Here is a 23589-nt window from a genome sequence, read left to right as displayed (position 1 = left end):
CGAACGGCGGATGCCGTGAGGTCAGGAGGCGCGGCGGGCGCGAGCGGCGCGGCGCTTGAGCGCGCGACGCTCGTCTTCGCTCAGACCGCCCCAGACGCCCGAGTCCTGACCGGACTCGAGGGCGTACTGCAGGCAGACCTCGGTGACGGTGCAGCGCGCGCAGACCGACTTGGCCTTCTCGATCTGGTCGACCGCGGGGCCGGTGTTGCCGACGGGGAAGAACAGTTCGGGGTCGACGGTCAGGCAGGCTGCTTTGTCGCGCCAATCCATAGGGGTGCTCCTTGTAACAGAAATTTCGACGATTCGGCACCGGGATTCGGGTCCGGTACCCTGGTGGGAACGCGAGCGATTGCTCGCCCCACTTCGCTGTGGGAGCACACGGCTTGTTCCATGCTCCCATAGCGATTCCGCCTGATCAAGAGGTAACCGGCAGGTTTCCGGATCGTAACGGCGCAGCCGCGCCCGTCGGGGAGGCTCTCGGATGCCCATTCGCCTGGCGGCCGCCGCCCTCCTCGGACTCGAGGCCGTCGGCATCCTGGCGCTCGCCGGATGGCAGACCGTCGCCCTCATCGGCGGCGACACCGACTCGGTGGTGAGCTCCATCGCCCTGATCGTCCTGACGGTGATCGGCGCCGCGATCGTCGCCGCCTTCGGGGTGGCCACCGCGCGCGACGTGTCGGCCGGTCGGTCGGGCGGCATCGTCACCCAGCTTCTCGTGCTGTCGGTCGCGATCGGTGCCATCACGGGGGAGTGGGCCGCGCCGGGCATCGCGCTCCTCATCGCCGTCCCGGCGGTGATCGGGCTGATTCTGCTGGTCCTCGCGGTCCGCGCCGCAGCCCCGCGGCGTCGAGACGACGACTGACGTGAGAAGACCCCGCCGGCCGCGAGAGCGGGGCGGGGCCTTCGGAGCTCGGAGTCAGGCGGCGTCGAGACCGAGCGTCTTGCGCAGACGCGCGACATGTCCGGTCGCCTTGACGTTGTACAGGGCCTCGACGATCTTGCCGTCCTCGTCGACGACGAAGGTCGAGCGCAGGACGCCGGTGATCGTCTTGCCGTAGTTCTGCTTCTCGCCCCACGCGCCGTACGCCTCGTGGATCGCGTGGTCGGGGTCGCTCAGCAGCGGGAAGGTGAGCCCGTCGCTGTCGCGGAACGCGCGCAGCTTCTCGGGGGTGTCGCGCGAGATGCCGAGCACGGTGTACCCGGCGCCCTGCAGCGAAGCCAGGCTGTCGCGGAAGTCGCATGCCTGCGTTGTGCACCCGGGCGTCTGCGCGGCGGGGTAGAAGTACAGGATCACGCGGCGTCCGCGGAAGTCGCCCAGCGAGACGGGGTGCTCATCCTGGTCGAGAAGGGTGAAATCGGGCGCGGTGTCGCCCTTATCGAGGTTCGTCACCCGTCCAGCCTAGAGCGCTCGATGCCCTGGAACGTCGTCAGCAGGCGCTGCAGGGAATCGAGTCTCGCGGCGGCCCCCGGACCCAGGCGCCCGGATTCGACCGCCTCCACGATCGCGCAGTCGGGGGCATCGGGCAGGTGGGTGCACCCGCGGGGGCACTCCTCGGCGACCTCCGCGAGGTCGGTGAAGGCACCCAGCACGTGCGCCGGGTCGACGTGGCCCAGCCCGAAGGAGCGGACGCCGGGTGTGTCGATGACCCATCCCGAACCGGCGGGGCCGCGATAGCGCAGCGATACGGCCGAAGACGACGTGTGGCGGCCTCGACCGGTGACGGTGTTGACGTGTCCGGTGGCGCGCTCGGAGCCGGTGAGCGCATTCACCAGGGTGGACTTGCCCACGCCCGAGTGCCCGACGAACACCGTCGCGTGGCCGGCGATGGCCTCGCCGATCTCGTCGAGCGGCATGTCGCCCTGCGCGCTCGTGAAGACGCGGAGATCGAGGCCGGCGAAGTGCGAGAGGAACTCGCTCGGGTCGGCCAGGTCGGTCTTGGTGACGACGAGGAGCGGGCGGATGCCGGCATCGAGCGCCGCGACCAGGTAGCGGTCGACGAGGCGCTCCCGCGGTTCGGGATCGGCCGCCGCCACGACGATGAGCATCTGGTCGGCGTTGGCGACGATGACCCGCTCCACCTGATCGGTGTCGTCGGCGCTCCGGCGCAGTAGCGACGTGCGCTCCTCGATGCCGACGATGCGCCCGAGCGTGCCCTCGTCGCCCGAGAGGTCGCCCACGACGCGCGCCCGATCGCCGTTGACGATGGGCTGCTTGCGCAGCTCGCGCGCCCGGGTGGCGAGCACGCGCCGTTCGTCGGGGCCGTCCTCATCGACCAGGACCGTGTAGCGCCCGCGATCGACTCCGAGCACGCGCGCGATCTGCGCGTCGGCGTGCGCCGGGCGCCGCTTCGTGCGCGGGCGGTTGGCCTTGGGGTTGGGACGCACCCGGATCGACGACTCGTCGAACTCCAGGTCGTCGTCGTCCGCGTCGTCGAGCCAGCTCACGCGTCAGTTCCCGGCATCCGCATCCGGGCCCAGCATCGCGCGCCAGAGACCCGCGAACTGGGGAAGCGTCTTGGCGGTGGTGCCGATGTCGTCGATCTGCACGCCCGGGACACGGAGCCCGATGAGGGCACCGGTGGTCGCGAGGCGGTGGTCGTGGTGGGCCTTCCACTCGCCGCCGTGCAGCGGCTGAGGCACGATGCGGATGCCGTCTTCGAGCTCGTGCGCCTCGCCGCCGAGCGAACGGAGGTTTCCCACGAGGGCGGCGATGCGGTCGGTCTCGTGCCCGCGGATGTGCCCGATGCCGTGCAGGGTGGTCGGGCCGTCGGCGAACGCCGCCAGTCCGAAGAGGGTGGGCGCGAGCTCACCGGCGGCGGACAGGTCGAGATCGACCCCCAGGATGCCGTCGTCGCCCGCCGCGACGGTGAGGGCACCGCCGCGGCGACTGACGCGGGCTCCCATCTCGGCGAGGATGTCGACGAGGAGGGCGCCGGGCTGCGTGCTGTGCAGCGGCCAGCCCGACATCGTGACCGATCCGCCGGTGACCATCGCCGCCGCGAGGAACGGCGAGGCGTTGGAGAGGTCGGGTTCGATGTGCACGTCTTTCGCCCGAACGGGCCCGGCCGGCACGATCCATTCGCCGGGGGCGGGACGCTCGACGTGCACGGCGCGGTGGGCGAGGGACTCGACGGTCATGTCGATGTGGGGGACGCTCGGCAGGCGCGAGCCCACGTGGCGCAGGTGCAGACCCACGTCGAAGCGCGCCGCCGCGAGAAGGAGTCCCGAGACGAACTGGCTCGACTGACTCGCGTCGATCTCGACCTCGCCGCCGCGCACGTGACCGTGACCGCGAACCGAGAACGGCAGCGCCCAGTGTCCGCCGTCGTCGATGTCGACCCCGACGTCGCGCAGCGCGTGGATCATCGCCCCCATGGGCCGGTGCAGGGCGCTCTCGTGCGCCGTGACGTGCACGTCGCCCCGGGCGAGACCGGCCAGCGGGGCGACGAAGCGCATGACGGTGCCGGCCTGGCCGCAGTCGATCTCGCTGTCGCCGCGGAAGGTCGCAGGCGGGGTGACGAGCAGGTCGGGGCCGAAGGGGGACCCCGTGTCGACCTCCTCGATGCCCACACCGAGAGCGCGCAGCGCATCGATCATGCGGGCGGAGTCGTCGGAGTGCAACGGGGCGTGCAGCGTGCCCGGGCCGTCCGCGATCGCAGCGAGCACGAGTTCGCGGTTGGTCAGCGACTTCGAGCCCGGCACGGTGACCGTGGCATCCACGGGGTGGTCGGCGACGGGCGCGTCCCACGCACCGCGGGGAGTGGCGGCGGAAGGGGAATACCCGAGGGGAGTCATCGGTTCCAACTCTACTGAAAGGGGACGACACGTGACCGCACTTCTGGAGCGCGACCGCACCGCGACGACCGTCCCGGTGGCCGTCGCGGCACGCGACGTAGACTGGCGCGCGATGAACGACACCGCAGACGCCGGCCCGCTCGAGGTGGAGCCCCGCGCACAGTTCGAGGAGCAGGCTCTGCCCTTCATGGATCAGCTGTACGCCGCGGCCATGCGCATGACGCGCAACCCCGCCGACGCAGCCGACCTCGTGCAGGAGACCTTCGTGAAGGCCTTCGGCTCGTGGGCCAGCTTCACGCAGGGCACCAACCTCAAGGCGTGGCTCTACCGCATCCTGACGAACACGTACATCAACACGTATCGCAAGAAGCAGCGCGAGCCCTACCAGAGCGCGATCGACGACCTGGAGGACTGGCAGCTCGGCGGGGCCGAGTCGACCACCGCCAGCAGCGCCCGCTCGGCCGAGGCCGAAGCGATCGACCACATGCCGGCATCCGTCGTCAAAGACGCCCTGCAGTCGATCCCCGAGGATTTCCGGATGGCGGTGTACCTCGCCGACGTCGAGGGCTTCGCCTACCAGGAGATCGCCGACATCATGAAAACCCCGATCGGCACGGTCATGAGCCGTCTGCACCGCGGACGACGCCTTCTGCGTGACCTGCTGTCGGACTACGCCAAGGAGCGCGGCATCCAGGCCGCGACGGGAGAGACGAAATGAGCGACTGCGGCTGCGACAAGGCGCGACGTGACCTCGAGGAGTACCTGCGCAACGAGGTCTGCAAGACCGAGGCGCAGGACATCCGCGAGCACCTGCAGAACTGCCCCGGATGCCAGGACGAGGCGCATATCGCCCGGACGCTGACCGAGGTGGTGGCGCGGGCCTGCAAGGAGACCGCTCCCGAGGAGCTCCGCGACCAGGTGCTCTCGCGACTGCGCGCGATCCAGTCGACCCACTGACCGCTTCTCGCACGCACGCGGCGCGTGTCGGAGGCGGTCCCTAGGCTGGGGTCATGGCATCCATCGACACGCTGACGCTGCCCCTCGACGAGACCTCCGCCGCCGAGGTGGCGGCCGTCGGTCTGGAATACGCCCGGGTCGACGCCGACGGCGGGGGTTTCCGCCCCTTCCAGCGCGCGGTGGCCCGAGGGTTCCTCGGCGGGGAGTCGACCGACGACGAGGCCGCGAACTCCCGCAAGACGCTCCGCACGCGCCGACTGACCGGGGTGTTCGACCGCTCGGGCAGTGAGCCCGAGGTCCCCGTCGGCACGATCGACTCGTGGGCGTCGACGTTGACCACCTCGCCCGGTCGCGCCGTCGATCTGTGGTCGATCAGTGCGGTGACCGTGGCACCCACGCATCGCCGGCGCGGGATCGCCCGCGCGATGATCGGCGGCGAGCTGCGGACGGCGGCCGCGGCCGGCTTCGCGCTCGCCGGGCTGACGGTCACCGAGGCGACCATCTACGGTCGGTGGGGATTCTCGCCCGCCGCGTGGGCCTCCGACGTCGTCGTCGACGCGCGGCGTGCCCGATGGACGGGGCCCACGGCGCCGGGGCGGCTCGACTTCATCCCGCGCGACGGCATCGCGGAGCGGCTGCACACGATCCACGAGCGCGTCCGCGTCCAACGGCCGGGTTCCGTCCCGGGGTGGGACGGGCGGTGGCGCGGGATGGCCGGGGTGGCGCCCGGCGACAAGGAGGCCGACAAGGTCCGGGCTGTCGTCTACCGCGACGTCGACGGCGCCGAGCGGGGCATCCTCGTCTACACCCTCGAAGAGACCGACGACTACTCCGCGCACGACCTGTCGGTACGGGCGCTCTTCGCCGACGGCGACGACGCCTACGCCGCGTTGTGGCGGTTCGCGATCGAGCACGATCTCGTCGGCAAGGTCAAGGCGTGGCTGCAGGCCCCCGCGCCGCCGGTGCAGTGGATGGTGTCCGATCGCCGCGCGGTGACGGCGACGCTCACCGACCACCACTGGTTGCGCGTGCTCGATATCCCGGGTGCCCTGACGTCGCGGGTCTACGCGGCGCCGCTCGAGGTGGTCGCGCGGGTCGACGACCCGCTCGGCTTCGCCGACGGGGTCTGGGCCGTGCGCATCGATGAGGCGGGGGAGGCGGCCGTCGAGGCGGTGGCCGCGGGGTCGCCGGTCGACGTCGACCTCTCGGTCGGCGCCCTCGGCTCCCTGCTGCTGGGCGGGGTCCGGGCCACCGAGCTGGCGTCCGCCGGGCTCGTCCGGGGTGAGGCCCGGACGCTCGCCGCGCTCGACGCCGCGTTCGCTCCCGCGGCGACCCCGCTGCTGGACATCTGGTACTGACGCTCGTTCATAGGATCCCGCCGTACGATTCCGCCGATGTCCGAAGCCCCTCCCTCCCCGCCCGTCACGCGCGCATCGGCGCGGCTCGACGCGCTGCGGGCGATCCTCCGCCGATACGCGCGCGAGAACCCCGTCGCCCTCATCGCGAGCGTGCTCATCGTCGCGTCGGCGGCGGCGACGGGCACCCTGTGGGGCGAGGATGCCTCCGCGTGGGGCGCGGGACCGCTCGCCACCGTCGCGAGCGGCCGCTGGTGGACCCTGCTGACCGCTCTCGCCATCCCCGATTCCACGGTGGATGCCGTGTCGTCGCTGCTGCTCGCCCTCACCGTGCTCGCGTACGCCGAGCGTCTGCTCGGTTCCCGGCGCACGGGGGTGCTGCTCGTGGTGCTGGGCGTCGCCGGACTGGCGCTCGGCATCGGTCTGCACGCGGCGGCCTGGACGTTGACCGACCTGCGCCCGGTGGTGGCCGCCGAGGTCCCGGTGCTCGATCCCACGACGCCCATCGCGGGCGTCGTGATGGCGGCGTCGGCGCTCGCGCCCACGCTGTGGCGCCGTCGTCTGCGGCTGGTGGGCTTCGCCCTGCTGGCCCTCTTCGCCCTCTACGCGGGCGATGCCGACTCCTGGTACCGCCTGACCGCCGCCGTCATCGGCCTGGGGGTGGGGTCGGTCCTCTCCCGCGGTCGCGAGCGCCGCTCGTGGCACCGCAGCTCCACGCGCGAGACGCGGACGCTGCTCGCGCTGTTGGTCGCCGTGGTCGGCAGCGGTCCGATCGTCGCGCTCGTCAGCGGTGGCGGTCGCGGGCCGCTGTCGCTCGTGGTCGACGCCTACACGCAATACGACGACGAGTTGCTCAGCCGGTGCGGCTCGGTGGCGCAGTCGGTGTGCGACGAACAGGTCGCGCTGCTCATGACCCGTGGCGCGGGGCCTGCGCTGTTGGCGATCACGCCGCTCGTTCTGCTGCTGGTCGCTGCGTGGGGCCTGCGTCAGGGACGCCGCTCCGCGTGGATCGTCGCATTGTTCGTGCTGACCGCATCGGCGGTCCTCCCGGTCGTCTCGCTGCTCGACGGTCGACTGCGCATCGACCCCTGGGTCGACGGCAGCGGGGCGGAGTACGTGCTGTGGGCCGTGGCATCCATCCTCATCCCGCTCGCCCTCGCCGCAGCCCTCGTGGTGGCCAGGGCGCGCTTCACCCTGCGGGCCACGCGCACCGCGGCGCGAACGGTCGCCGCCGTGATCGGACTCGCGTTCCTCGCGTGCGCGGCGACGCTCTTCATCGTCGAGGCCGTCGGACGTCGCAGCTTCGACCGCGAGTTGACGGTGCTCGACCTTCTCGGTCTGACGTTGCGCCGATTCTTCCCTCCCGCGTTCACCAACCCCGGCGGGGGGACGGCGTTCCCGCACCACGGTCCGGCGTTGTTCGCCTATCAATGGATCGGCGTGCTGTTCTGGGCGATCGTGGTGGCGGCCATCCTGTGGCTGTACCGCCGCGTGCGACGACCCGACGCCGACGGCGAGGCCCACTATCGCGACCTGCTGCGCCGCGGCAGCGACACCCTCGGGTTCCTCGGCACCTGGGAGGGCAACCGTCACTGGTACTCGGCTGACGGCGAGTGCGCCGTGGCGTACCGCTTGGCGGGCGACGTGGCCCTGGCCGTCGCGGATCCGCTGGTTCCGGCGGGGCGGAGGCCCGAGGCGTTGACCGGATTCTCCGACTACTGCGTGGAGCACGGGTGGACACCCGCGTTCTACAGCGTGCACTCCGAGACGCTCGACGACCTGGTCGAGCTGGGCTGGCGACACGTGCCCGTGGGCGTCGAGACCGTGATGGACCTGCCCGGGCTCAGCTTCGCCGGCAAGACGTGGCAGAAGGTGCGCCAACCGCTCACCCGCGCCGAGCGCGAGGGCTACACCGCCGTGTGGTCGCGGTGGCACGAGCTCTCCGTCGCGCAGGCGTCGCAGGTCGTGGCGATCGACGAGGAGTGGGTCGCCGACCGCGCTCTTCCCGAGATGGGGTTCACCCTCGGTTCCCTCGACGAGTTGCGCGACCGCGACGTGCGTCTGCTGCTGGCCGTCGGCCCCGACGAGCGCATCGAGGCGGTCACCAGTTGGATGCCGAGCTGGACCGACGGCGAGATCACCGGCTGGACGCTCGACTTCATGCGTCGGCGCACCGACGGTCCTAACGGGATGATGGAGTTCCTCATCGCCAAGGCGGCGCTGGAGCTGCAGGCGGAGGGCGCGGTGGTGCTCAGCCTGTCGGGCGCACCGCTGGCTGATGATCCCGACGAGCCCGTCGACGGCGACCCCGCTCCGCTGCGGTCGCTGCTGCGCTGGCTCGCGGAAGTGCTCGAGCCGGCGTACGGGTTCGCCTCCCTGTTCCGCTTCAAGGGCAAGTTCCGCCCGCGCTACCGCTCGCTGGCTCTGGCCTACCGAGATCCGCTGCAGCTTCCCGCGATCGGGGCGGCCGTCGGCCGCGCGTACCTGCCCGACGCCTCTCGCCGTGAGATGGTCGCCTTGGCGAGGACCGCGTGGGAGGGGCGCCGATGAACAGATTCATCCTGTCGTTCGAGTTGATCGACTCGCCGTTGCTCCCGATCTCGGCGGTGATCGCGGGTCTCGGCGTCGTTGCCGTGCTGCTGTGGCGGCGGCGACGTCTCGTGCTGACCGGCGTCGTGGCCGTCGCCGCGGCGATCGTGATGTTCGTCGTGGCGAAGATCCTCGAGGCAGTGGGCACCTTCCAAGGACCGCTGCCGTCGGGCGCGATCTGGTGGGCGACGGGAGCGGCGGCGGCGGTCGCCGTCGGCGTCGTCGGCCTCCTCCGCCGACCCTGGCCGCGGCGGCTCATCGGCGCGATCACGGTCATCGCCGCGCTGCTGGCGGGGGCCCTCGGCGTCAACGCGTCGTACGGCGTCACGCACAATCTCGCCGCGATCCTGGGCGTGCAGGCACTCGACCCGGCGTCCCTGCCGCAGCGCGGCGACACCGCCGGCGATCCGTCGACGCTCTACCAGACGTGGGAGCCGCCGGCTGGGATGCCGACGAAGGGATCCGTGAGCGCGCTGACCGGCAGCAGCAAGATCCCGACCGGACAGTACGCGGCGCGGGACGCCTCGCTCTATCTGCCGCCCGCCGCCCAGGTCGCGAACCCGCCCGCGCTGCCGCTGCTGGTCTTCATGATGGGGCAACCCGGCTCGCCCGATCCGACCGCCCTGGCGAAGGCGCTCGACGCCTTCGCCGCGGCGAACAAGGGCCTCGCGCCCATCGCGATCGTCGTCGATCAGCTCACCGCGCCCGACGACGATCCCGCCTGCGTGGACTCGGCGAAGTTCGGCGCCGTGTCGACGTACATCAACGAGCTCGTGCCGAAATGGGCCGAACAGAATCTCAACATCATCACGGATCATCGGTACTGGACGATCGGCGGCTTCTCCAACGGCGGTTCGTGCGCGGCGCTCTACGGCACCAAGTACCCCGACACCTGGGGGCAGCTGCTGGACGTCATGGGTAACGAGTTCCCCGGGTCGGAGCACGTGGCGCAGACCGTCGCGGACGTCTACGGCGGCGATGCCGCCGCCTTCCAGGCGAACAAGCCCTCGGTCATCATGGCCGCGGCGCCGGCCGGCACGTACTCCGGTCACCTGGCCGTGTTCACCTGGGGCAGTGCGGATACGACCTACGGCCCCGGACAGCAGAACAATGCCGACGCGGCCACCGCCGCAGGCTTCACGGTGCTGACGCACATCGTCGAGGGCGCGGGCCACACCGGCGAAGCGCTCGATGGGAGCCTGGCGTACGCCATCCCGGCCATGGCGCCGACCCTCGGGCTCGCGGCGCCGGCATCCTGACAGGCGGGGCGACGGGAGCGGTTCCGTGCCCGCCCGCGATGGGCGGTGCCGGCATCCTGGCGTCCGTCCGGCAGCTCCCGTTTCCACGATCGGCGTTGCGGCGATGTTCCTCAGGGTCGACGTCGCCGCACGCGCGCCGTACGAGATCGTTCCTGCGCTCCGGGGAGGACGAGGAAGGGGCCCGGCCGACTTCCGTCGTCCGGGCCCCTTCTCGGCGGGAGGTCAGCGCGAGAGCGCGTCCTTCATGATCGCGGCGTGCTCGCTGGCGTGCACCTTGGGCGAGCCGGTCGCCGTCGATGCCGCCGAGGCGCGCGAGATGCGACGAACGGGGCGGTCGAGCTGGTCGGCCACCTCGAGCGCGATGAACGGCCACGCGCCTTGGTTCTCGGGCTCGTCCTGGACCCAGACCAGCTCGGCGTTCGGGTACTGCGCGACCACACGCGTCAGCTCCTCGATCGGTGCCGGGTAGTACTGCTCGAGACGCACCAGGGCGATCTCCGGGTTCGGGTTCTTGTCGAGTTCCGCGCGCAGGTCCCAGTGGATCTTGCCGGCGTGCAGGAGCACACGCTTCACGGCGCCGCGGTCGATGCCGCGGTCGTCGTCGAGCACGGGCTCGAACCGGCCCTCGAGGAAGTCCTCGACCGGGCTGGTCGCCCCGCGCAGACGCAGCATCGCCTTGGGCGTGAACACCACGAGCGGGCGACGCGGACGCTGGTAGGCCTGGCGGCGCAGCAGGTGGAAGTACGACGCCGGGGTGGAGGGACGCGCGACGATCATGTTGTCCTGCGCGCACATCTGCAGGTACCGCTCGATGCGGGCCGAGGAGTGGTCGGGGCCCTGTCCCTCGTAGCCGTGGGGGAGCAGCAGCACGACGCTCGACTGCTGCGCCCACTTCTGGTCGGCCGACGAGATGAACTCGTCGATGACCGACTGCGCGCCGTTGGCGAAGTCGCCGAACTGCGCTTCCCACAGCACCAGTGCGTCGGAGCGCTCGACCGAGTAGCCGTACTCGAACGCCATGGCGGCGTACTCGCTCAGAAGCGAGTCGTAGACCCAGAAGCGCCCCTGGTTCTCGCTGAGGTTGGCGAGCGGCAGCCATTCCTGGCCGTTGTCGCGATCGTGCAGCACCGAGTGACGCTGCACGAACGTGCCGCGGCGCGAGTCCTGACCGGCGAGACGCACCGGGGTGCCCTCCATCAGCACGGAGCCGAAGGCGAGCAGCTCGCCGAAGGCCCAGTCGATGTTGCCGTTGCGGCTCATGTCGAGGCGCTTGTCGAGCAGCTGCTGGAGCTTCGTGTGCACGGTGAAGCCGTCGGGCTTGTTCACGAAGGCGTCGCCGATGTGCTGCACGACCTCACGCGAGACGCCGGTGGTCTCGGGCGCGCCGACGGCGGGCTCGTCGGCCGCGTCGGTGGTGACGACCGGGTTGGTCCCGGTCTCGGCCTCGTGCGTGTCCGCAAAAGCGACCTCGAGACGGCTCTGGAAGTCCTGCTTCGCCTGCTCGTACTCGTCTTCGGTGATGTCACCGCGGCCGACGAGCGACTCGGTGTACAGACGGCGCACCGAGCGCTTGGCCTCGATGAGGTTCGTCATCAGCGGCTGCGTCATCGAGGGGTCGTCGCCCTCGTTGTGACCGCGTCGGCGGTAGCAGACGAGGTCGATGACGATGTCGCGGTGGAACTCCTCGCGGTACAGGAACGCCAGTTCCGCGGCGCGCACGACGGCCTCGGGGTCGTCGCCGTTGACGTGCAGGATCGGGGCCTGGATGGTCTTGGCGACGTCGGTGGCGTACACGGAGGTGCGCGCATCGGTGGGCGTGGTGGTGAAGCCGACCTGGTTGTTGACCACGACGTGGATCGTGCCGCCCGTGCGGTAGCCGCGCAGCTGCGACATCTGCAGCGTCTCGACCACGACGCCCTGACCCGCGAACGCGGCGTCGCCGTGCACGAGGATGGGCAGCCACGAGAAGGTGCCGATGGGCTTGCGGTCCTGCTTGGCGCGCACGATGCCCTCGAGCACGCCGTCGACGGTCTCGAGGTGGGAGGGGTTGGCCGCCAGGTACACGGGGAGCTCGTCGCCGGCGTCGCCGACGAAGGTGCCCTCGGTGCCGAGGTGGTACTTCACGTCGCCCGAGCCGCGCTTGCTGCCCACGGCCACGGCGCCCTCGAACTCGCGGAACACATGACCGTAGGTCTTGCCCGCGATGTTGGTGAGAACGTTGAGGCGACCGCGGTGCGCCATGCCGATGGCGGCGCCGTCGAGACTGGCCGAGGCGGCGCCCTGCAGGATCTGATCGAGCAGAGGGATGAGCGACTCGCCGCCCTCGAGGCTGAAGCGCTTCTGGCCGACGTACTTCGTCTGCAGGAAGGTCTCGAAGGCCTCGGCCTGGTTGAGCTTGGAGAGGATGCGCAGCTGCTCGTCGTGCCCGGGCTTGGTGTACTTGACCTCGATGTTGCGCTGGAACCACTGGCGCTGCGCCGGGTCCTGGATGTGCATGTACTCCACGCCCATGGTGCGGCAGTAGGAGTCGCGCAGCACGCCGAGGATGTCGCGCAGCTTCGCGACCCGCTTGTTGCCGAGGCCGCCGGTGACGAACTCGCGGTCGAGGTCCCAGAAGGTCAGCCCGTGCGACTCGATCTCGAGGTCGGGGTGGGTGCGCTGGACGTACTCGAGCGGGTCGATGTCGGCCATGAGGTGGCCGCGCACGCGGTAGGAGTTGATGAGCTCCTGCACGCGGGCGCTCTTGTCGATGCGCTCGGAGATGTCGACGCTGATGTCGGCGGCCCAGTGGATGGGCGCGTACGGGATGCGCAGGGCGGCGAAGATGTCGTCGTAGAAGCCGCGCTGGCCGATCAGCAGCTCGTGCACCTTCTTGAGGAACTCGCCCGAGCCCGCACCCTGGATGACACGGTGGTCGTAGGTGCTGGTGAGGGTGATCGTCTTGCCGATCGCCAGCTCGTTGAGCGTCTTCTCGCTCGCGCCCTGGAACTCCGCGGGGTAGTCGAGGGCGCCGGCGCCGATGATCGCGCCTTGTCCGCGCATGAGGCGCGGGACCGAGTGGACCGTGCCGATACCGCCGGGGTTGGTCAGCGAGACCGTGGTGCCCTGGAAGTCGGCCGGGGTCAGCTTGTTGCCGCGGGCGCGGCGCACGAGGTCTTCGTAGGACGCGAGGAACTCCCCGAACGTCAGGGTGTCGGCGCGCTTGATGCTCGGCACCAGGAGCGCGCGGGATCCGTCGGGCTTGGGCATGTCGATGGCGATGCCCAGGTTGACGTGCGCGGGTGCCACGACGGACGGCTTGCCGTCGATCTCGGCGTAGTAGACGTTCTGGCTCGGGAACTCCTTGAGCGCCTGGATGAGCGCCCAGCCGATGAGGTGCGTGAAGCTGACCTTGCCGCCGCGCGTGCGCGACATGTGGTTGTTGATGACGATGCGGTTGTCGATCATCAGCTTCGCGGGGATGGTGCGCACGCTCGTCGCGGTGGGGACCGTGAGCGAGTCGTCCATGTTGGATGCCAGCGCCTTCGGCATCCCCTTCAGCACCGTCACGCGGTCTTCCTCGGTGCTCTCGGAGCCCGCCGAGGGAACGGCGTTCGGGGCCTGCGCCGGGATCGGCTGCGGCTTGGCCGGCTTGGCCGTGGTGCGGGCGACGGGCGCCTGTCCCACCACGGGGATCGGCGCCGTCACCGGCTTGGGCTCGGACGCCGGCGCCGAAGTCGGCGCGGCGGGCGGGGGAGCGGCGGCCGAGGATCCGTCGACGACCGGGTGGTACGCCTCCAGGATCGGCCACCAGGCCTTGTCTACGGAGTGCTTGTCGACTTTGAACTGTTCGTAGAGTTCGTCTACGAGCCACTCGTTCGCGCCGAACTCGCCCTCGCTCGAAGTACCGACGCCCGTCACCTGGCTCGACACAGTCGATCGCCTGCTTTCCTCGATGAAGATTCCTGTGGATGCGCCGACGTCGCCGTCGAAGACGCCGAGCGTCCAACGCATCTGCCAGCCTAGCCGAGGTTGGGAGAACGACCTCGGCCTGGATGAGGCCTTTACTTTCGGATCGTGTGATGGAGTGGATGCCATGGAGTTCTCCGGCGCGCAGCCCGATGTCGACCTGACGTACTCGGACGTCTTCCTCGTCCCCCGCCATTCGGAGGTGCGCAGCCGCCTCGACGTCGACCTGGCCCCGGGTGACGGCAGCGGCGCGACGATCCCCCTCGTGTCGGCCAACATGAACTCCGTGACGGGAACTCGCCTCGCCGCGACCCTGGCGCGTCGCGGCGGTCTGGGCGTGCTCCCGCAGGACCTCGCGCTGCCGCAGCTGGTCGAGGCGGTCGAGTGGGTCAAGGCGCAGCCCGTCGCCTGGGACGCGCCCCTCGTGCTGCCTCCGACCGCGACCGTCGCCGATGCGCGTCTCGTGCTGCCCCCGGTGCCCGGCCGGGGCATCGTCGTCGCCGACGCGCGCGAGGACGGTGTCGTCGACGTCGCCGCCTTCCGCGGGATCGTCCCGGCCCCGCGTCTGGTGACCGCGCTCCCGGATGCCACGCTCGGCGACATCGCCCGCAGCGACGCACCGGTGGTCGAGGTCGAGCGCATCGGCGACCCGCGCGAGGTCTTCGCGCTGATCGAGCACGCCGGCGTCGACATCGTCCCCGTCGTGGACGGCGATCGGGTCGTCGGCACGCTGTCGGGTCGCAGCGCCCTCCGCGACTCGGTCTACCGTCCCGCGGTGGACGCGGACGGTCGCCTGATCGTCGCGGCCGCCGTCGGCGTCAACGGCGACGTCGCGTCGAAAGCCCGGGCGCTGGCCGCCGCGGGCGTCGACGTGCTCGTGGTCGACACCGCGCACGGCCACCAGGCGCAGATGCTCCGCGCGTTGCGCGAGGTCGCGGCGCTGGAGCTCGGCATCCCGATCGCCGCGGGCAACGTCGTGACCGCCGAGGGCGTGCGCGACCTGACCGACGCCGGGGCCACCATCCTCAAGGTCGGCGTCGGCCCCGGGGCGATGTGCACGACCCGCATGATGACCGCGGTCGGCCGCCCGCAGTTCTCCGCCGTGCTCGAGACCGCGGAGGCGGCCCGCAGCGCGGGCGCGCACGTGTGGGCCGACGGCGGCGTGCGCTACCCCCGTGACGTGGCCCTCGCGCTGGCCGCGGGTGCGGCGTCGGTCATGATCGGGTCGTGGTTCGCCGGCACGATCGAAGCCCCGGGACTTCTCCGCACCGACGACGCGGGCCTGCTCTACAAGGAGTCGTGGGGCATGGCCTCCACCAAGGCGGTGCAGGGGCGCTTCGGTCGTCTCGACCCGTTCGAACGGGCGCGCAAGGAGCTGTTCGCCGAGGGCATCTCGTCGTCGCGCATCTACCTCGACCCGCAGCGGCCGGGCCTGGAGGACCTCCTCGACATGATCACCTCCGGCGTGCGCTCCTCCTTCACCTACGCGGGCGCGGCCACGGTTGCCCAGTTCCACGAGCGCGCCCGGGTGGGCCTGCAGTCGGCCGCCGGCTACGAGGAGGGCAAGGCGCTCCCGGTCAGCTGGTGAGCGCCCGCTCGAGGGCGACCTCGGCCTCGAGCGTGATCCAGGCGCCGACCTGGACGGACAGATCGAGATCGTCGCCGGCCGCGCGCGCGGGCCGTCGGGGGTCGGCGGGGAACGACCCGCCCCGACGGCCGTCCCACAACGCCGCCGCGTTGCGGTGCACGAGCCGGCGGGCGACGTCCGCGACCGGCCGGTGGGCCTCGCTCGAGGCGTCGTCGGCGAACCAGAGCGCGGCCTCGGCGAGATAACGGGCCAGGATGCCGGCGAACAGGCCGCCGTCGCCACCCCCGGCCGCGGGGAAGAGGTCGTCATCGGGAGCGCACCACCGGGCGACGGCACGCACGAGGGAGGCCGCCCGGGCCTCGTGCGCCTCCCGGGCGTCGGCGTCGGGCGCCGCCTCGGCGAGGGCGAGGGCGCTTCCGATCGCGACGCCCTGGTTGTACGTCCACAGGTCGGGGCGGACGACGCCGTGCTCGACCCCGTCGCGCACGAGCCCCGTCGCGGGGTCGTCGAGGGTCGCCGCGACCCACGCGTCGAGATCGACGGCCGACCCGCGATGCGCGGACGACGCCAGCGCGATCGCCGCGGGACCGTTCGCGGGGGCGTTGTACAGCGCGCTGTCGACGGCCCAGGGCAGGGCGCCCACCGCCGGGTCGATCGCCTCGTCGAGCCGCCGGGTGAGGCGGTCGAGGCGCCGATCGTGCGCGTCGTAGCGCTGCAGGGCGAGCGTCATCCACGCCACATCGTCGTAGAACGGCGTCGTCCAGCGACCGAGCGTGCACACGGTGACGCCGCGGTGGAGCGCCCGCAGCAGGCGCGCCCGGCGCGGATCGGGGCGGTGCTCCTGCGCGTCGCGGAGGACGTGGAGCAGATGCGCGTGCCACCAGTAGTGCCAGGTGCGCGCGCCGTCCACGCCCGGCGTTGCGGCGAGCGCCCACGCCAGCGGGCCGTAGCGGTGGACGTAGCGGCGGACGACGGCGGACTCGGCCGCCATGGCGCGCGACTGCGCCGGGGAGGTGGCATCCATGTCTCCCATCCTCCCCAGGTCGGCCGTCTCGCGCAGACGGGTACCGTCGGTCTCCCGCTGCCATAGAATCGACGGCACGATGGACGACCCTCCCAGTTGTAGACCCAGGCCCCGACGACCCTCTCCCGCCGAACGCCCGCGCGGGGGTGATGCCTGATGGATTACGTCATGCTGGCCGTGGGGCTCCTGCTCACCGTGGGGACCGGACTCTTCGTCGCGAGCGAGTTCGCCCTCGTCAATCTCGACCGCGCCGACCTCGAGGCCCGTCGCGCGGCCGGGGAGACGCGCCTGTCGCTCACGATCGATGCGTTGCGCATCACCTCGACCCACCTCTCGAGCGCCCAGCTGGGGATCACCCTGACGACGCTGCTCACCGGTTACACGATGGAACCGGCCATCTCCAACCTGCTCCGACCGGCCTTCCAGACGTGGGGTCTGCCCGAGGCGCTCGTCGTCGGGCTCGCCGCGGTCATCGGCGTCGGCTTCGCGACCGTGCTGTCGATGATCCTGGGCGAGCTTGTCCCCAAGAACTTCGCCCTCGCGATCCCGCGGCAGACGGCGAAGCTCGTGATCCCGTTCCAGGTCGCCTTCACCGCGGTGTTCAAGCCCGCGATCCTCGTGCTCAACGGCAGCGCGAACGGCGTGCTGCGCGCGATGGGCGTCGAGCCCAAGGAGGAGCTGTCGGGAGCCCGTTCGGCCGAGGAACTGTCGAGCCTCGTGAAGCGTTCCGCCAGCGCGGGCATGCTCGAGAAGGACACCGCCTCGCTGCTCGACCGCAGCCTCACCTTCGCGCGCCTGAGCGCCGCCGACGTCATGACGCCGCGGCCGAGCGTGCACGCGCTCGCCGCGGGCGACCCCGCCGACGACGTCGTGCAGCTCGCCCGACGCACGGGACACAGCCGATTCCCGGTCTACGGGGAGTCGATGGACGACATCGTCGGGGTCGTGCACCTCAAAGCCGCGATCGGCGTGCCGCGCGACCGCCGCGCCGACGTGCCGGTGGCCGCCCTCGCCACCGAGCCGCTGCGCGTGCCCGAGACCGTGCACCTGGATACGCTCGTGTCCGAGCTGCGCTCGCGCGGCTACCAGATGGCGATCGTCGTCGACGAGTACGGCGGGACGGCGGGGGTCGTGACCCTCGAGGACCTCGTGGAGGAGATCGTCGGCGAGGTGCTCGACGAGCACGACCGCTCCCGCGCCGGCGTCGTGCGATCGGCCGCGTCGGTCACCTTCCCCGGCGACCTGCGGCCCGACGAGGTGCTCGACCGCGCGGGCGTCCGCGTCCCCGAGGGCGAGGTCTACGACACCGTGGGCGGATTCATCATGGCGGCCCTGGAGCGCATCCCCGCGGTCGGCGACACGGTCGACCTCGACGACGGCGTGCTCGCCGTGCAGCGAATGGACGGTCGCCGGGTCGACAGGGTGCAGTTCACGCCGACGCCGGAGGAGCACGACATCGACGATCTCGTCCGAGCGGCGAAGGGCGGTGATCAGCGATGAACGACTGGGCCGGAATCGCCTGGCTCGTCGTGCTCCTCGCGGCCAACGCCTTCTTCGTCGGCGCGGAGTTCGCCGTCATCTCCGCGCGCCGCTCGCAGATCGAGCCGCACGCCGACCGCGGGTCGCGCGCGGCCAAGACCGCGCTGTACGCCATGGAGCACGCCACCATGATGCTGGCGACGTGCCAGCTCGGCATCACGATCTGCTCGCTGTTGATCCTGAACGTGTCGGAGCCCGCGATCCACCACCTGCTGGCGGGTCCGCTGGGGCTCACCGGACTTCCCGAGGCCGCGGTCGACGTGGCCGGGTTCGTGGTCGCGCTGCTGCTGGTGTCGTACTTGCACGTGGTGTTCGGCGAGATGGTCCCGAAGAACCTGGCGTTCTCGCTGCCCGACCGCGCGGTGCTCATGCTCGCCCCGCCGCTGGTGGCGGTGTCGAAGGCGTTCCACCCGATCATCGTGGCCTTGAACTGGACGGCCAATCACGTGCTGCGTCTGTTCCGCGTGGAGCCGAAGGACGAGGCCGCCTCGACCTACACGCTGGATGAGGTCGCCACGATCGTGACGCAGTCGCGTCGCGAGGGGGTGCTCGACGACGCCGCCGGAACGGTGACCGCGGTGGTCGAGTTCACCGAGAAGAAGGCAGCCGACATCGCGGTGCCGATGGCCGATCTGGTGACCCTTCCCGAGACGACGACCCCCGCCGAGATCGAACGGGCCGTCGCGCAGCACGGGTACTCCCGGTATGTGATCGTCGACGCGTCCGGCATCCCCACCGGTTACGTGCATCTGAAGGACGTACTGCGCGCGGCGGAGGGGTCGGATGCCGACATGGCACGGCCGATCCCGAACAAGCGCGTGCACCACATGGTGTCGGTGCTGGAGACCACCGACCTCGAGGACGCCCTGGCGCTCATGCGCCGCTCGGGGCGCCACCTCGCCCAGGTGCGCGACGAGGCCGGAGACGTGCGGGCGGTCCTCTTCCTCGAGGACGTCATCGAGGAGCTCGTGGGCGAGGTGCAGGACGCCACCGAGCGTCGCCGCTTCGTCTGACCCCATCGGAACACCGGATGCCACGGGCCGCGGCCGCGTGGCATCCGGTGTCTTCGCGTGAGGGCGGGCGGAGTCGACGGCGCACGAACCGCCCGCGATCACGCGCTGCGGCGCAACCGTCGCAACGAGTGGGCGGCGTGGCGCGAGATCCCGCGAGCGCCCGTTGCGGCGTGTGATCCGGGCGAGAACCGTGACCTGGACCGGGATGCGGCTCAGTACGCGCGCAGGTACTGCGCGGGGGCGGGGGAGTCCGCGCCCAGGGCGGCGGCCGCGCGCAGGGCGTAGTGCGGGTCGCGCAGCCACTCACGGCCCGACATCACGGCGTCGGCGCGTCCGTCGGCGACGACGTTCTCGGCGAGGGCCGGATCGTCGATCATGCCGACCGCGCTGACGAGCAGGCCCGTTTCGCGGCGCACGGTCGCGGCGTACTCGACCTGATAACCGGGCCCGGGCACGATGTGCTGGTGGGGGACGAGCCCACCGCTCGAGACGTCGATGAGATCGGCGCCGGCCGCGGCGACGAGTCGGGACGCGGCGATGGTGTCGTCGACGCTCCACCCGCCCTCGGCGGCGTCGGTGGCGGAGAAGCGCACGAAGACCGCGGCCTCGGGCGCGGCGCGGCGGACGGCCTCGGTCACGCGGACGAGCAGGCGTGCGCGGTTCTCGAACGAGCCGCCGTAGGCGTCGTCGCGGTGGTTGGTGAGGGGCGAGAGGAACTGGTGCAGCAGGTAGCCGTGGGCCGCGTGCAGCTCGAGCACCTGGAATCCGGCGTGGACGGCCCGGCGGGCGGCATCCGCGAAGTCGGTCACGACCTTCTCGACCCCCTCCGCATCGAGCGCCGCGGGCTCGGCGAAATCGGCGTAGGCCAGGGCGGAGGGGGCGACGGTGCGCCATCCGCCGTCGGCGACCGAGACCGAGCCGCGCGCGCCGGAGAGCGGCGCCGACGTCGACGCCTTGCGACCGGCATGGCCGAGCTGCACGCCCGCGACGGCTCCGCGGGCGCGGAGGGCCGTGACGATGGGCCGCCACGCCTCGGCCTGAGCGTCGGTCCACAGGCCGGCGTCCTGGGGGGAGATTCGCCCCTCGGGGGAGACCGCGGTCGCCTCCGCGATCACCAGCCCCGCCCCGCCCGCGGCGAACTGCGCGAGGTGAACGTGATGCCAGTCGTTCGGGACGCCCTCCACCGCGCTGTACTGGCACATCGGCGAGACCCACAGGCGATTGCGCATCTCGATACCGCGAATGGCCAGGGGAGTGAAGAGGGCGCTCATGGAAGACCTTTGCGTTCTAGGGTGACGCCATGACGGCGAAGGATTGGGACGGACACGATGCCGCCCGCGTACTGCGGAGGCCAACGGCGGACGACGACAAGTATTCCCGCGGAGTCATCGGCGTGCGCACGGGGTCGACCCGCTATCCCGGAGCGGCGGTGCTGGGGGTCGAGGCGGCCTGGCGCACGGGCACCGGGATGGTGCGCTACCTCGGACCGCAGCGCGCGCAGGACCTCGTCCTGCAGCGTCGCCCCGAGACCGTGACCGCCGATGGTCGCGTGCAGGCGTGGCTGATGGGGTCGGGGACGGATGCCGCGGAGCGCGACGCCGCCGAGACCGCGGCGTTGCGCGGCGTCCTCCGCGGCGAGGTGCCGGTGGTGGTCGACGCGGGCGCCCTCGACCTGGTGCCGGACGCCACCGCTCCGGTGATCGTGACTCCCCATTCCCGCGAACTCGACCGGCTGCGGGAGGCGCTGGGGCTGCCGCAGGCCGCGACCGACGACCGCGAGCGCGTCGCTCGCGAGACGGCCGACGCCTTCGGCGGGGTGGTGCTGTCGAAGGGCGCCGTCACCGTGGTCGCGGCGGCGGGAGGCTGGACCCGTCGGGTGTCGGCCGGGACGCCGTGGCTCGCGACCGCGGGCACCGGCGATGTGCTGGGGGGAGTGCTGGGCGCCCTCACCGCGTCCGCGGTGGCGGCCGGGCGCACCGGCATCGACGACCTCGCGGCGTGCGCGGCGACCGCCGCCTGGGTGCACGGGCGGGCCGGGGCGCTGGCCTCCCTCTCGATCGGCGGCGAGGGCGGTCCGATCACGGCGCTCGACGTCGCCGAGGCCGTGCCGCGGGTCATCTCTGAGCTGCTGCGGGACTCGATCGCATAACAGTTGACCCCCTCCCGCTGCGCGGGCGCAGGAGCGGGGCAGGGGCCGGTGGGGACGCCCGCTTAGGATCGGGGGGTGCTGAGGCGTGTCGTTCCCCTGTTGATCGCGTTCGTCGCCGTGCACGTCGTGGTGGGGGTGCTGGGCTACCAGCAGCCCAACGAACCCATGGGCGACGTGTACCTGGTGTACGAGCCGTGGTCGCGCTGCGCGCTGTTCGGGGGGATCGACGTGACCTCCTGCACCCGCAGCGACACCTGGCAGTGGCCCGGGATCACCGAGAAGTGGATCTACCCGCAGCTCGCCTTCCTCCCGATGACGTTCGCCTGGCTCTTCGCCTGGGTGGTCGGCTACACCCCGGCCTGGGCGATCACCGTCGCCCTCTTCAACCTCATCGCCTTCGTCGTCCTCGTCGGTTCGGGTCGCTCCCGCGGTCGCGTGCTGGCCGCGTGGTTCTGGCTGGCGGCGATCCTGCTCATCGGCCCCGTCGGCATCTACCGCATCGACGGCATCACCGTGCCCTTCGCCATCCTCGGGGGGATCTGGATGCTGCGGCGCCCGTTCCTGGCCTCCGTCCTGCTGTCGGTCTCGGTGTGGATGAAGGTGTGGCCGGCGGCCATCCTCGCCGCGGGTCTCGTCGTGGTGCGCCGCCGCCTGGCCCTCGTCTGGGGCGCGGTGGCGGTGTCGCTGGCGACCATCGTCCCGGTGGTCGCGCTCGGCGGAGCCCCCTTCGTCTTCGGCTTCGTGGGAGACCAGACCTCGCGCGGCATCCAGATGGAGGCGCCCATCGGCGGGCTCTACATGTTCCTCTCGGCGTTCTACGTCCCGGGTAGCGAGGTCTACTACGACGGCGACGTGTTGACCTTCCAGGTGACCGGCCCGGGCGCCGACGCGGTCATCGCCGCCATGACCCCGGTCATGCTGCTGACCATGGTGGGCGTGGCCGCCGTGGGCGTCTGGAAGCTGCGTCACGGCGCCACGTTCCTCACGCTCTTCCCGCCGCTGTCGCTGGCGTTGGTGACGGCCTTCATCGCGCTGAACAAGGTCGGCTCGCCCCAGTACTACGTGTGGCTGTTCGCCCCGGTCGTGCTCGGTCTCATGATCGACCGCCGACGGTGGTTCGGCTTCGCGAGCCTGACCCTGGTCATCGCCGGCCTGACCCAGTGGATGTACCCGCTGCTCTACGACGGGCTGATGGCGACGCACCCGAACCCCTTCCCGGTCGTGGTCCTCGAGGTGCGCAACCTCCTCGCCCTGGTGCTGCTGGTGTGGGCCATCGTGCGCGTCGCGCGCGTCCCCGTCGGTCGCGTCCGGCCGCCCGCCGGCCTGCGGGAGATCGTGACGGGTCGCCGCCCCGTTCCGCCCCGGGTGCCCACGGGACGCTGAGGCACGGGAGACGGCGGAGCGGCCGGCCGGAGCACGCCGGTTCCGCTCGGTCGGGGTGCGCCGTAGTCTCGACGCATGCTCATCGCCTTCTCCGTCGCCCCTTCCGGTGTCGGCACCGCCGCCGCCGAGAACCCCGACGCCTCGGTGCACGACGCCGTGGCCGCAGCGGTCGCCGTGGTGCGCGCGTCCGGTCTGCCGCACCGCACGACCTCGATGTTCACCGAGGTCGAGGGCGAGTGGGACGAGGTGTTCGCGGTCGTCAAAGCGGCGACGGATGCCGTGATGCCCTACGGATCACGGGTGTCGCTCGTGCTCAAGGCCGATATCCGCCCGGGGCGCACGGGCGAGATCGAGGGCAAGGTCGAGCGGCTCGAACAGGCCCTGGAGCGCCGGGAGGACCGCGCGGACTGAGCCGCGGCGCGCCGGTCGCGCCGACGTGCACGGAACGGCGCACGCTCCCGCCCGGTGCGCAGACGCCCGGCGACGGAGGAGCGTCGCGGCCGACGAGATCGCGTCGTCAGGCCCCGTCGGCTTCGCCCGTCTCGGGGGACCTGCCTCAGATCGCGGGCGGGTCGGTCCCGATGCGCTTGGTGATGGCGGCGACGTCGGCGTCGATGCGCGCGCGGTCGCCGCGCAGGCGGCTCTCGACGCTGTCGATCTTGGCGGTGAGTCCGGATTCGACGCTGTCGATCTTGGCGGTGAGTCCGGCCTCGATGCTGTCGATCCTGGCGGTGAGCTCGATGCGCGTGACGCGCGACTCGGCGACGGTGTCGTGCCGCAGGGAATCGATGCGCGCCTCGAGGCGGTCGGTGTTCGCGGCGATGACCTTCGTCAGCGAGCCCCTGATGAGGTTCGTGCTCACGGTCATGCCGCCGAGGACGGCGGCGGCGAAGGTCCCGATCAGCACCGAGACCTGTGGTTCGGTCATCTCCGGCATCCTCTCGTTGTGCGGTGAGGGGTTCGAGAGTGCCACGGTCGAGGCGGGTGAAA

The 23589-nt window shown here is 71.5% G+C and carries 20 protein-coding genes; 12 read left to right on the top strand and 8 right to left on the bottom strand.

Features of this window, described 5'->3' with window-relative positions:
- Nucleotides 1–21: 21 nt before the first annotated feature.
- On the bottom strand, nucleotides 22–270 hold the full coding sequence (locus RWH45_RS02235) for a WhiB family transcriptional regulator (protein ID WP_013583608.1): 249 nt from the start codon (nucleotides 268–270) through the stop codon (nucleotides 22–24).
- Between the two features lie 211 nt (nucleotides 271–481).
- Between RWH45_RS02235 and RWH45_RS02230 the strand changes: the two genes are divergently transcribed.
- Nucleotides 482–862 carry a histidine kinase gene (locus RWH45_RS02230; RefSeq protein WP_315993296.1) on the top strand — a complete coding sequence of 127 codons (381 nt, stop codon included), beginning with the start codon at nucleotides 482–484 and terminating at the stop codon, nucleotides 860–862.
- A gap of 54 nt (nucleotides 863–916) precedes the next feature.
- Here the strand turns inward: RWH45_RS02230 and bcp are convergent, their stop codons facing one another.
- Genes bcp through aroA form a run of 3 tightly spaced genes read right to left on the bottom strand, consistent with a single transcriptional unit; the run spans nucleotide 917 to nucleotide 3795 of the window.
- Complete coding sequence (gene bcp, locus RWH45_RS02225; protein ID WP_315993295.1) at nucleotides 917–1390, bottom strand: thioredoxin-dependent thiol peroxidase; 474 nt, start codon at nucleotides 1388–1390, stop codon at nucleotides 917–919.
- Nucleotides 1387–2445, bottom strand: a complete 1059-nt coding sequence (rsgA, locus tag RWH45_RS02220) for a ribosome small subunit-dependent GTPase A (protein ID WP_315993294.1) — start codon at nucleotides 2443–2445, stop codon at nucleotides 1387–1389. The genes bcp and rsgA overlap by 4 nt, the downstream gene beginning before the upstream one ends.
- Nucleotides 2446–2448: 3 nt before the next feature.
- Entirely contained in the window at nucleotides 2449–3795 is a 1347-nt protein-coding gene (aroA, locus tag RWH45_RS02215) for a 3-phosphoshikimate 1-carboxyvinyltransferase (protein ID WP_315993293.1), read from the bottom strand.
- Between the two features lie 112 nt (nucleotides 3796–3907).
- Between aroA and RWH45_RS02210 the strand changes: the two genes are divergently transcribed.
- Genes RWH45_RS02210 through RWH45_RS02190 form a run of 5 tightly spaced genes read left to right on the top strand, consistent with a single transcriptional unit; the run spans nucleotide 3908 to nucleotide 9955 of the window.
- Nucleotides 3908–4513 (top strand): sigma-70 family RNA polymerase sigma factor, encoded by a 606-nt coding sequence (locus tag RWH45_RS02210; protein WP_298875749.1) that lies wholly within the window; start codon nucleotides 3908–3910, stop codon nucleotides 4511–4513.
- A complete protein-coding gene (locus RWH45_RS02205; RefSeq protein WP_315993292.1) occupies nucleotides 4510–4752 on the top strand; it encodes a zf-HC2 domain-containing protein in 243 nt (80 codons plus the stop codon). Before RWH45_RS02210 ends, RWH45_RS02205 begins: the two co-directional genes overlap by 4 nt.
- A 53-nt stretch (nucleotides 4753–4805) precedes the next feature.
- Entirely contained in the window at nucleotides 4806–6110 is a 1305-nt protein-coding gene (locus RWH45_RS02200) for a GNAT family N-acetyltransferase (protein WP_315993291.1), read from the top strand.
- 36 nt (nucleotides 6111–6146) lie between these two features.
- Nucleotides 6147–8657, top strand: a complete 2511-nt coding sequence (locus tag RWH45_RS02195) for a bifunctional lysylphosphatidylglycerol flippase/synthetase MprF (RefSeq protein ID WP_315993290.1) — start codon at nucleotides 6147–6149, stop codon at nucleotides 8655–8657.
- Nucleotides 8654–9955, top strand: coding sequence for an alpha/beta hydrolase (locus RWH45_RS02190; RefSeq protein ID WP_315993289.1), 1302 nt, complete (start codon nucleotides 8654–8656; stop codon nucleotides 9953–9955). Before RWH45_RS02195 ends, RWH45_RS02190 begins: the two co-directional genes overlap by 4 nt.
- 222 nt (nucleotides 9956–10177) lie before the next feature.
- On the opposite strand, the gene RWH45_RS02185 is transcribed toward RWH45_RS02190, so the two are convergent.
- Entirely contained in the window at nucleotides 10178–13867 is a 3690-nt protein-coding gene (locus RWH45_RS02185; RefSeq protein WP_315994581.1) for a multifunctional oxoglutarate decarboxylase/oxoglutarate dehydrogenase thiamine pyrophosphate-binding subunit/dihydrolipoyllysine-residue succinyltransferase subunit, read from the bottom strand.
- A 163-nt stretch (nucleotides 13868–14030) separates the two neighbouring features.
- Here RWH45_RS02185 and guaB1 point away from each other — a divergent pair, with 163 nt between their 5' ends.
- Nucleotides 14031–15491, top strand: a complete 1461-nt coding sequence (gene guaB1 / locus RWH45_RS02180; RefSeq protein WP_315993288.1) for a GMP reductase — start codon at nucleotides 14031–14033, stop codon at nucleotides 15489–15491.
- On the opposite strand, the gene RWH45_RS02175 is transcribed toward guaB1, so the two are convergent.
- Complete coding sequence (locus tag RWH45_RS02175; protein ID WP_315993287.1) at nucleotides 15481–16515, bottom strand: glycoside hydrolase family 76 protein; 1035 nt, start codon at nucleotides 16513–16515, stop codon at nucleotides 15481–15483. The two genes, guaB1 and RWH45_RS02175, sit on opposite strands and share 11 nt — an antisense overlap.
- Before the next feature lie 156 nt (nucleotides 16516–16671).
- On the opposite strand from RWH45_RS02175, the gene RWH45_RS02170 reads away from it, so the two are divergent.
- Together RWH45_RS02170 and RWH45_RS02165 are read left to right on the top strand one after the other, a co-directional pair.
- On the top strand, nucleotides 16672–18015 hold the full coding sequence (locus RWH45_RS02170; RefSeq protein ID WP_315993286.1) for a hemolysin family protein: 1344 nt from the start codon (nucleotides 16672–16674) through the stop codon (nucleotides 18013–18015).
- Nucleotides 18012–19067: a hemolysin family protein gene (locus RWH45_RS02165; RefSeq protein ID WP_315993285.1), complete on the top strand. Its 1056-nt coding sequence runs from the start codon at nucleotides 18012–18014 to the stop codon at nucleotides 19065–19067. The genes RWH45_RS02170 and RWH45_RS02165 overlap by 4 nt, the downstream gene beginning before the upstream one ends.
- A gap of 212 nt (nucleotides 19068–19279) precedes the next feature.
- On the opposite strand, the gene RWH45_RS02160 is transcribed toward RWH45_RS02165, so the two are convergent.
- Nucleotides 19280–20338: an NADH:flavin oxidoreductase/NADH oxidase gene (locus RWH45_RS02160; protein WP_315993284.1), complete on the bottom strand. Its 1059-nt coding sequence runs from the start codon at nucleotides 20336–20338 to the stop codon at nucleotides 19280–19282.
- A 29-nt stretch (nucleotides 20339–20367) separates the two neighbouring features.
- On the opposite strand from RWH45_RS02160, the gene RWH45_RS02155 reads away from it, so the two are divergent.
- From RWH45_RS02155 to RWH45_RS02145, 3 genes are all read left to right on the top strand, one after another.
- Complete coding sequence (locus tag RWH45_RS02155) at nucleotides 20368–21216, top strand: ADP-dependent NAD(P)H-hydrate dehydratase (protein ID WP_315993283.1); 849 nt, start codon at nucleotides 20368–20370, stop codon at nucleotides 21214–21216.
- Between the two features lie 75 nt (nucleotides 21217–21291).
- Nucleotides 21292–22599: a glycosyltransferase family 87 protein gene (locus RWH45_RS02150; protein WP_315993282.1), complete on the top strand. Its 1308-nt coding sequence runs from the start codon at nucleotides 21292–21294 to the stop codon at nucleotides 22597–22599.
- Nucleotides 22600–22674: 75 nt separating this feature from the next.
- Nucleotides 22675–23010 (top strand): thiamine-binding protein, encoded by a 336-nt coding sequence (locus RWH45_RS02145; protein ID WP_315993281.1) that lies wholly within the window; start codon nucleotides 22675–22677, stop codon nucleotides 23008–23010.
- A 145-nt stretch (nucleotides 23011–23155) separates the two neighbouring features.
- On the opposite strand, the gene RWH45_RS02140 is transcribed toward RWH45_RS02145, so the two are convergent.
- Nucleotides 23156–23527 (bottom strand): hypothetical protein, encoded by a 372-nt coding sequence (locus RWH45_RS02140; protein ID WP_315993280.1) that lies wholly within the window; start codon nucleotides 23525–23527, stop codon nucleotides 23156–23158.
- Nucleotides 23528–23589 lie beyond the last annotated feature (62 nt).

It is taken from the genome of Microbacterium galbum (assembly GCF_032464915.1).
GTDB classification, from domain to species: domain Bacteria; phylum Actinomycetota; class Actinomycetes; order Actinomycetales; family Microbacteriaceae; genus Microbacterium; species Microbacterium galbum.
Note: the sequence above shows the minus strand (reverse complement) of the source record. Positions and strands in the feature narration are given on the sequence as shown.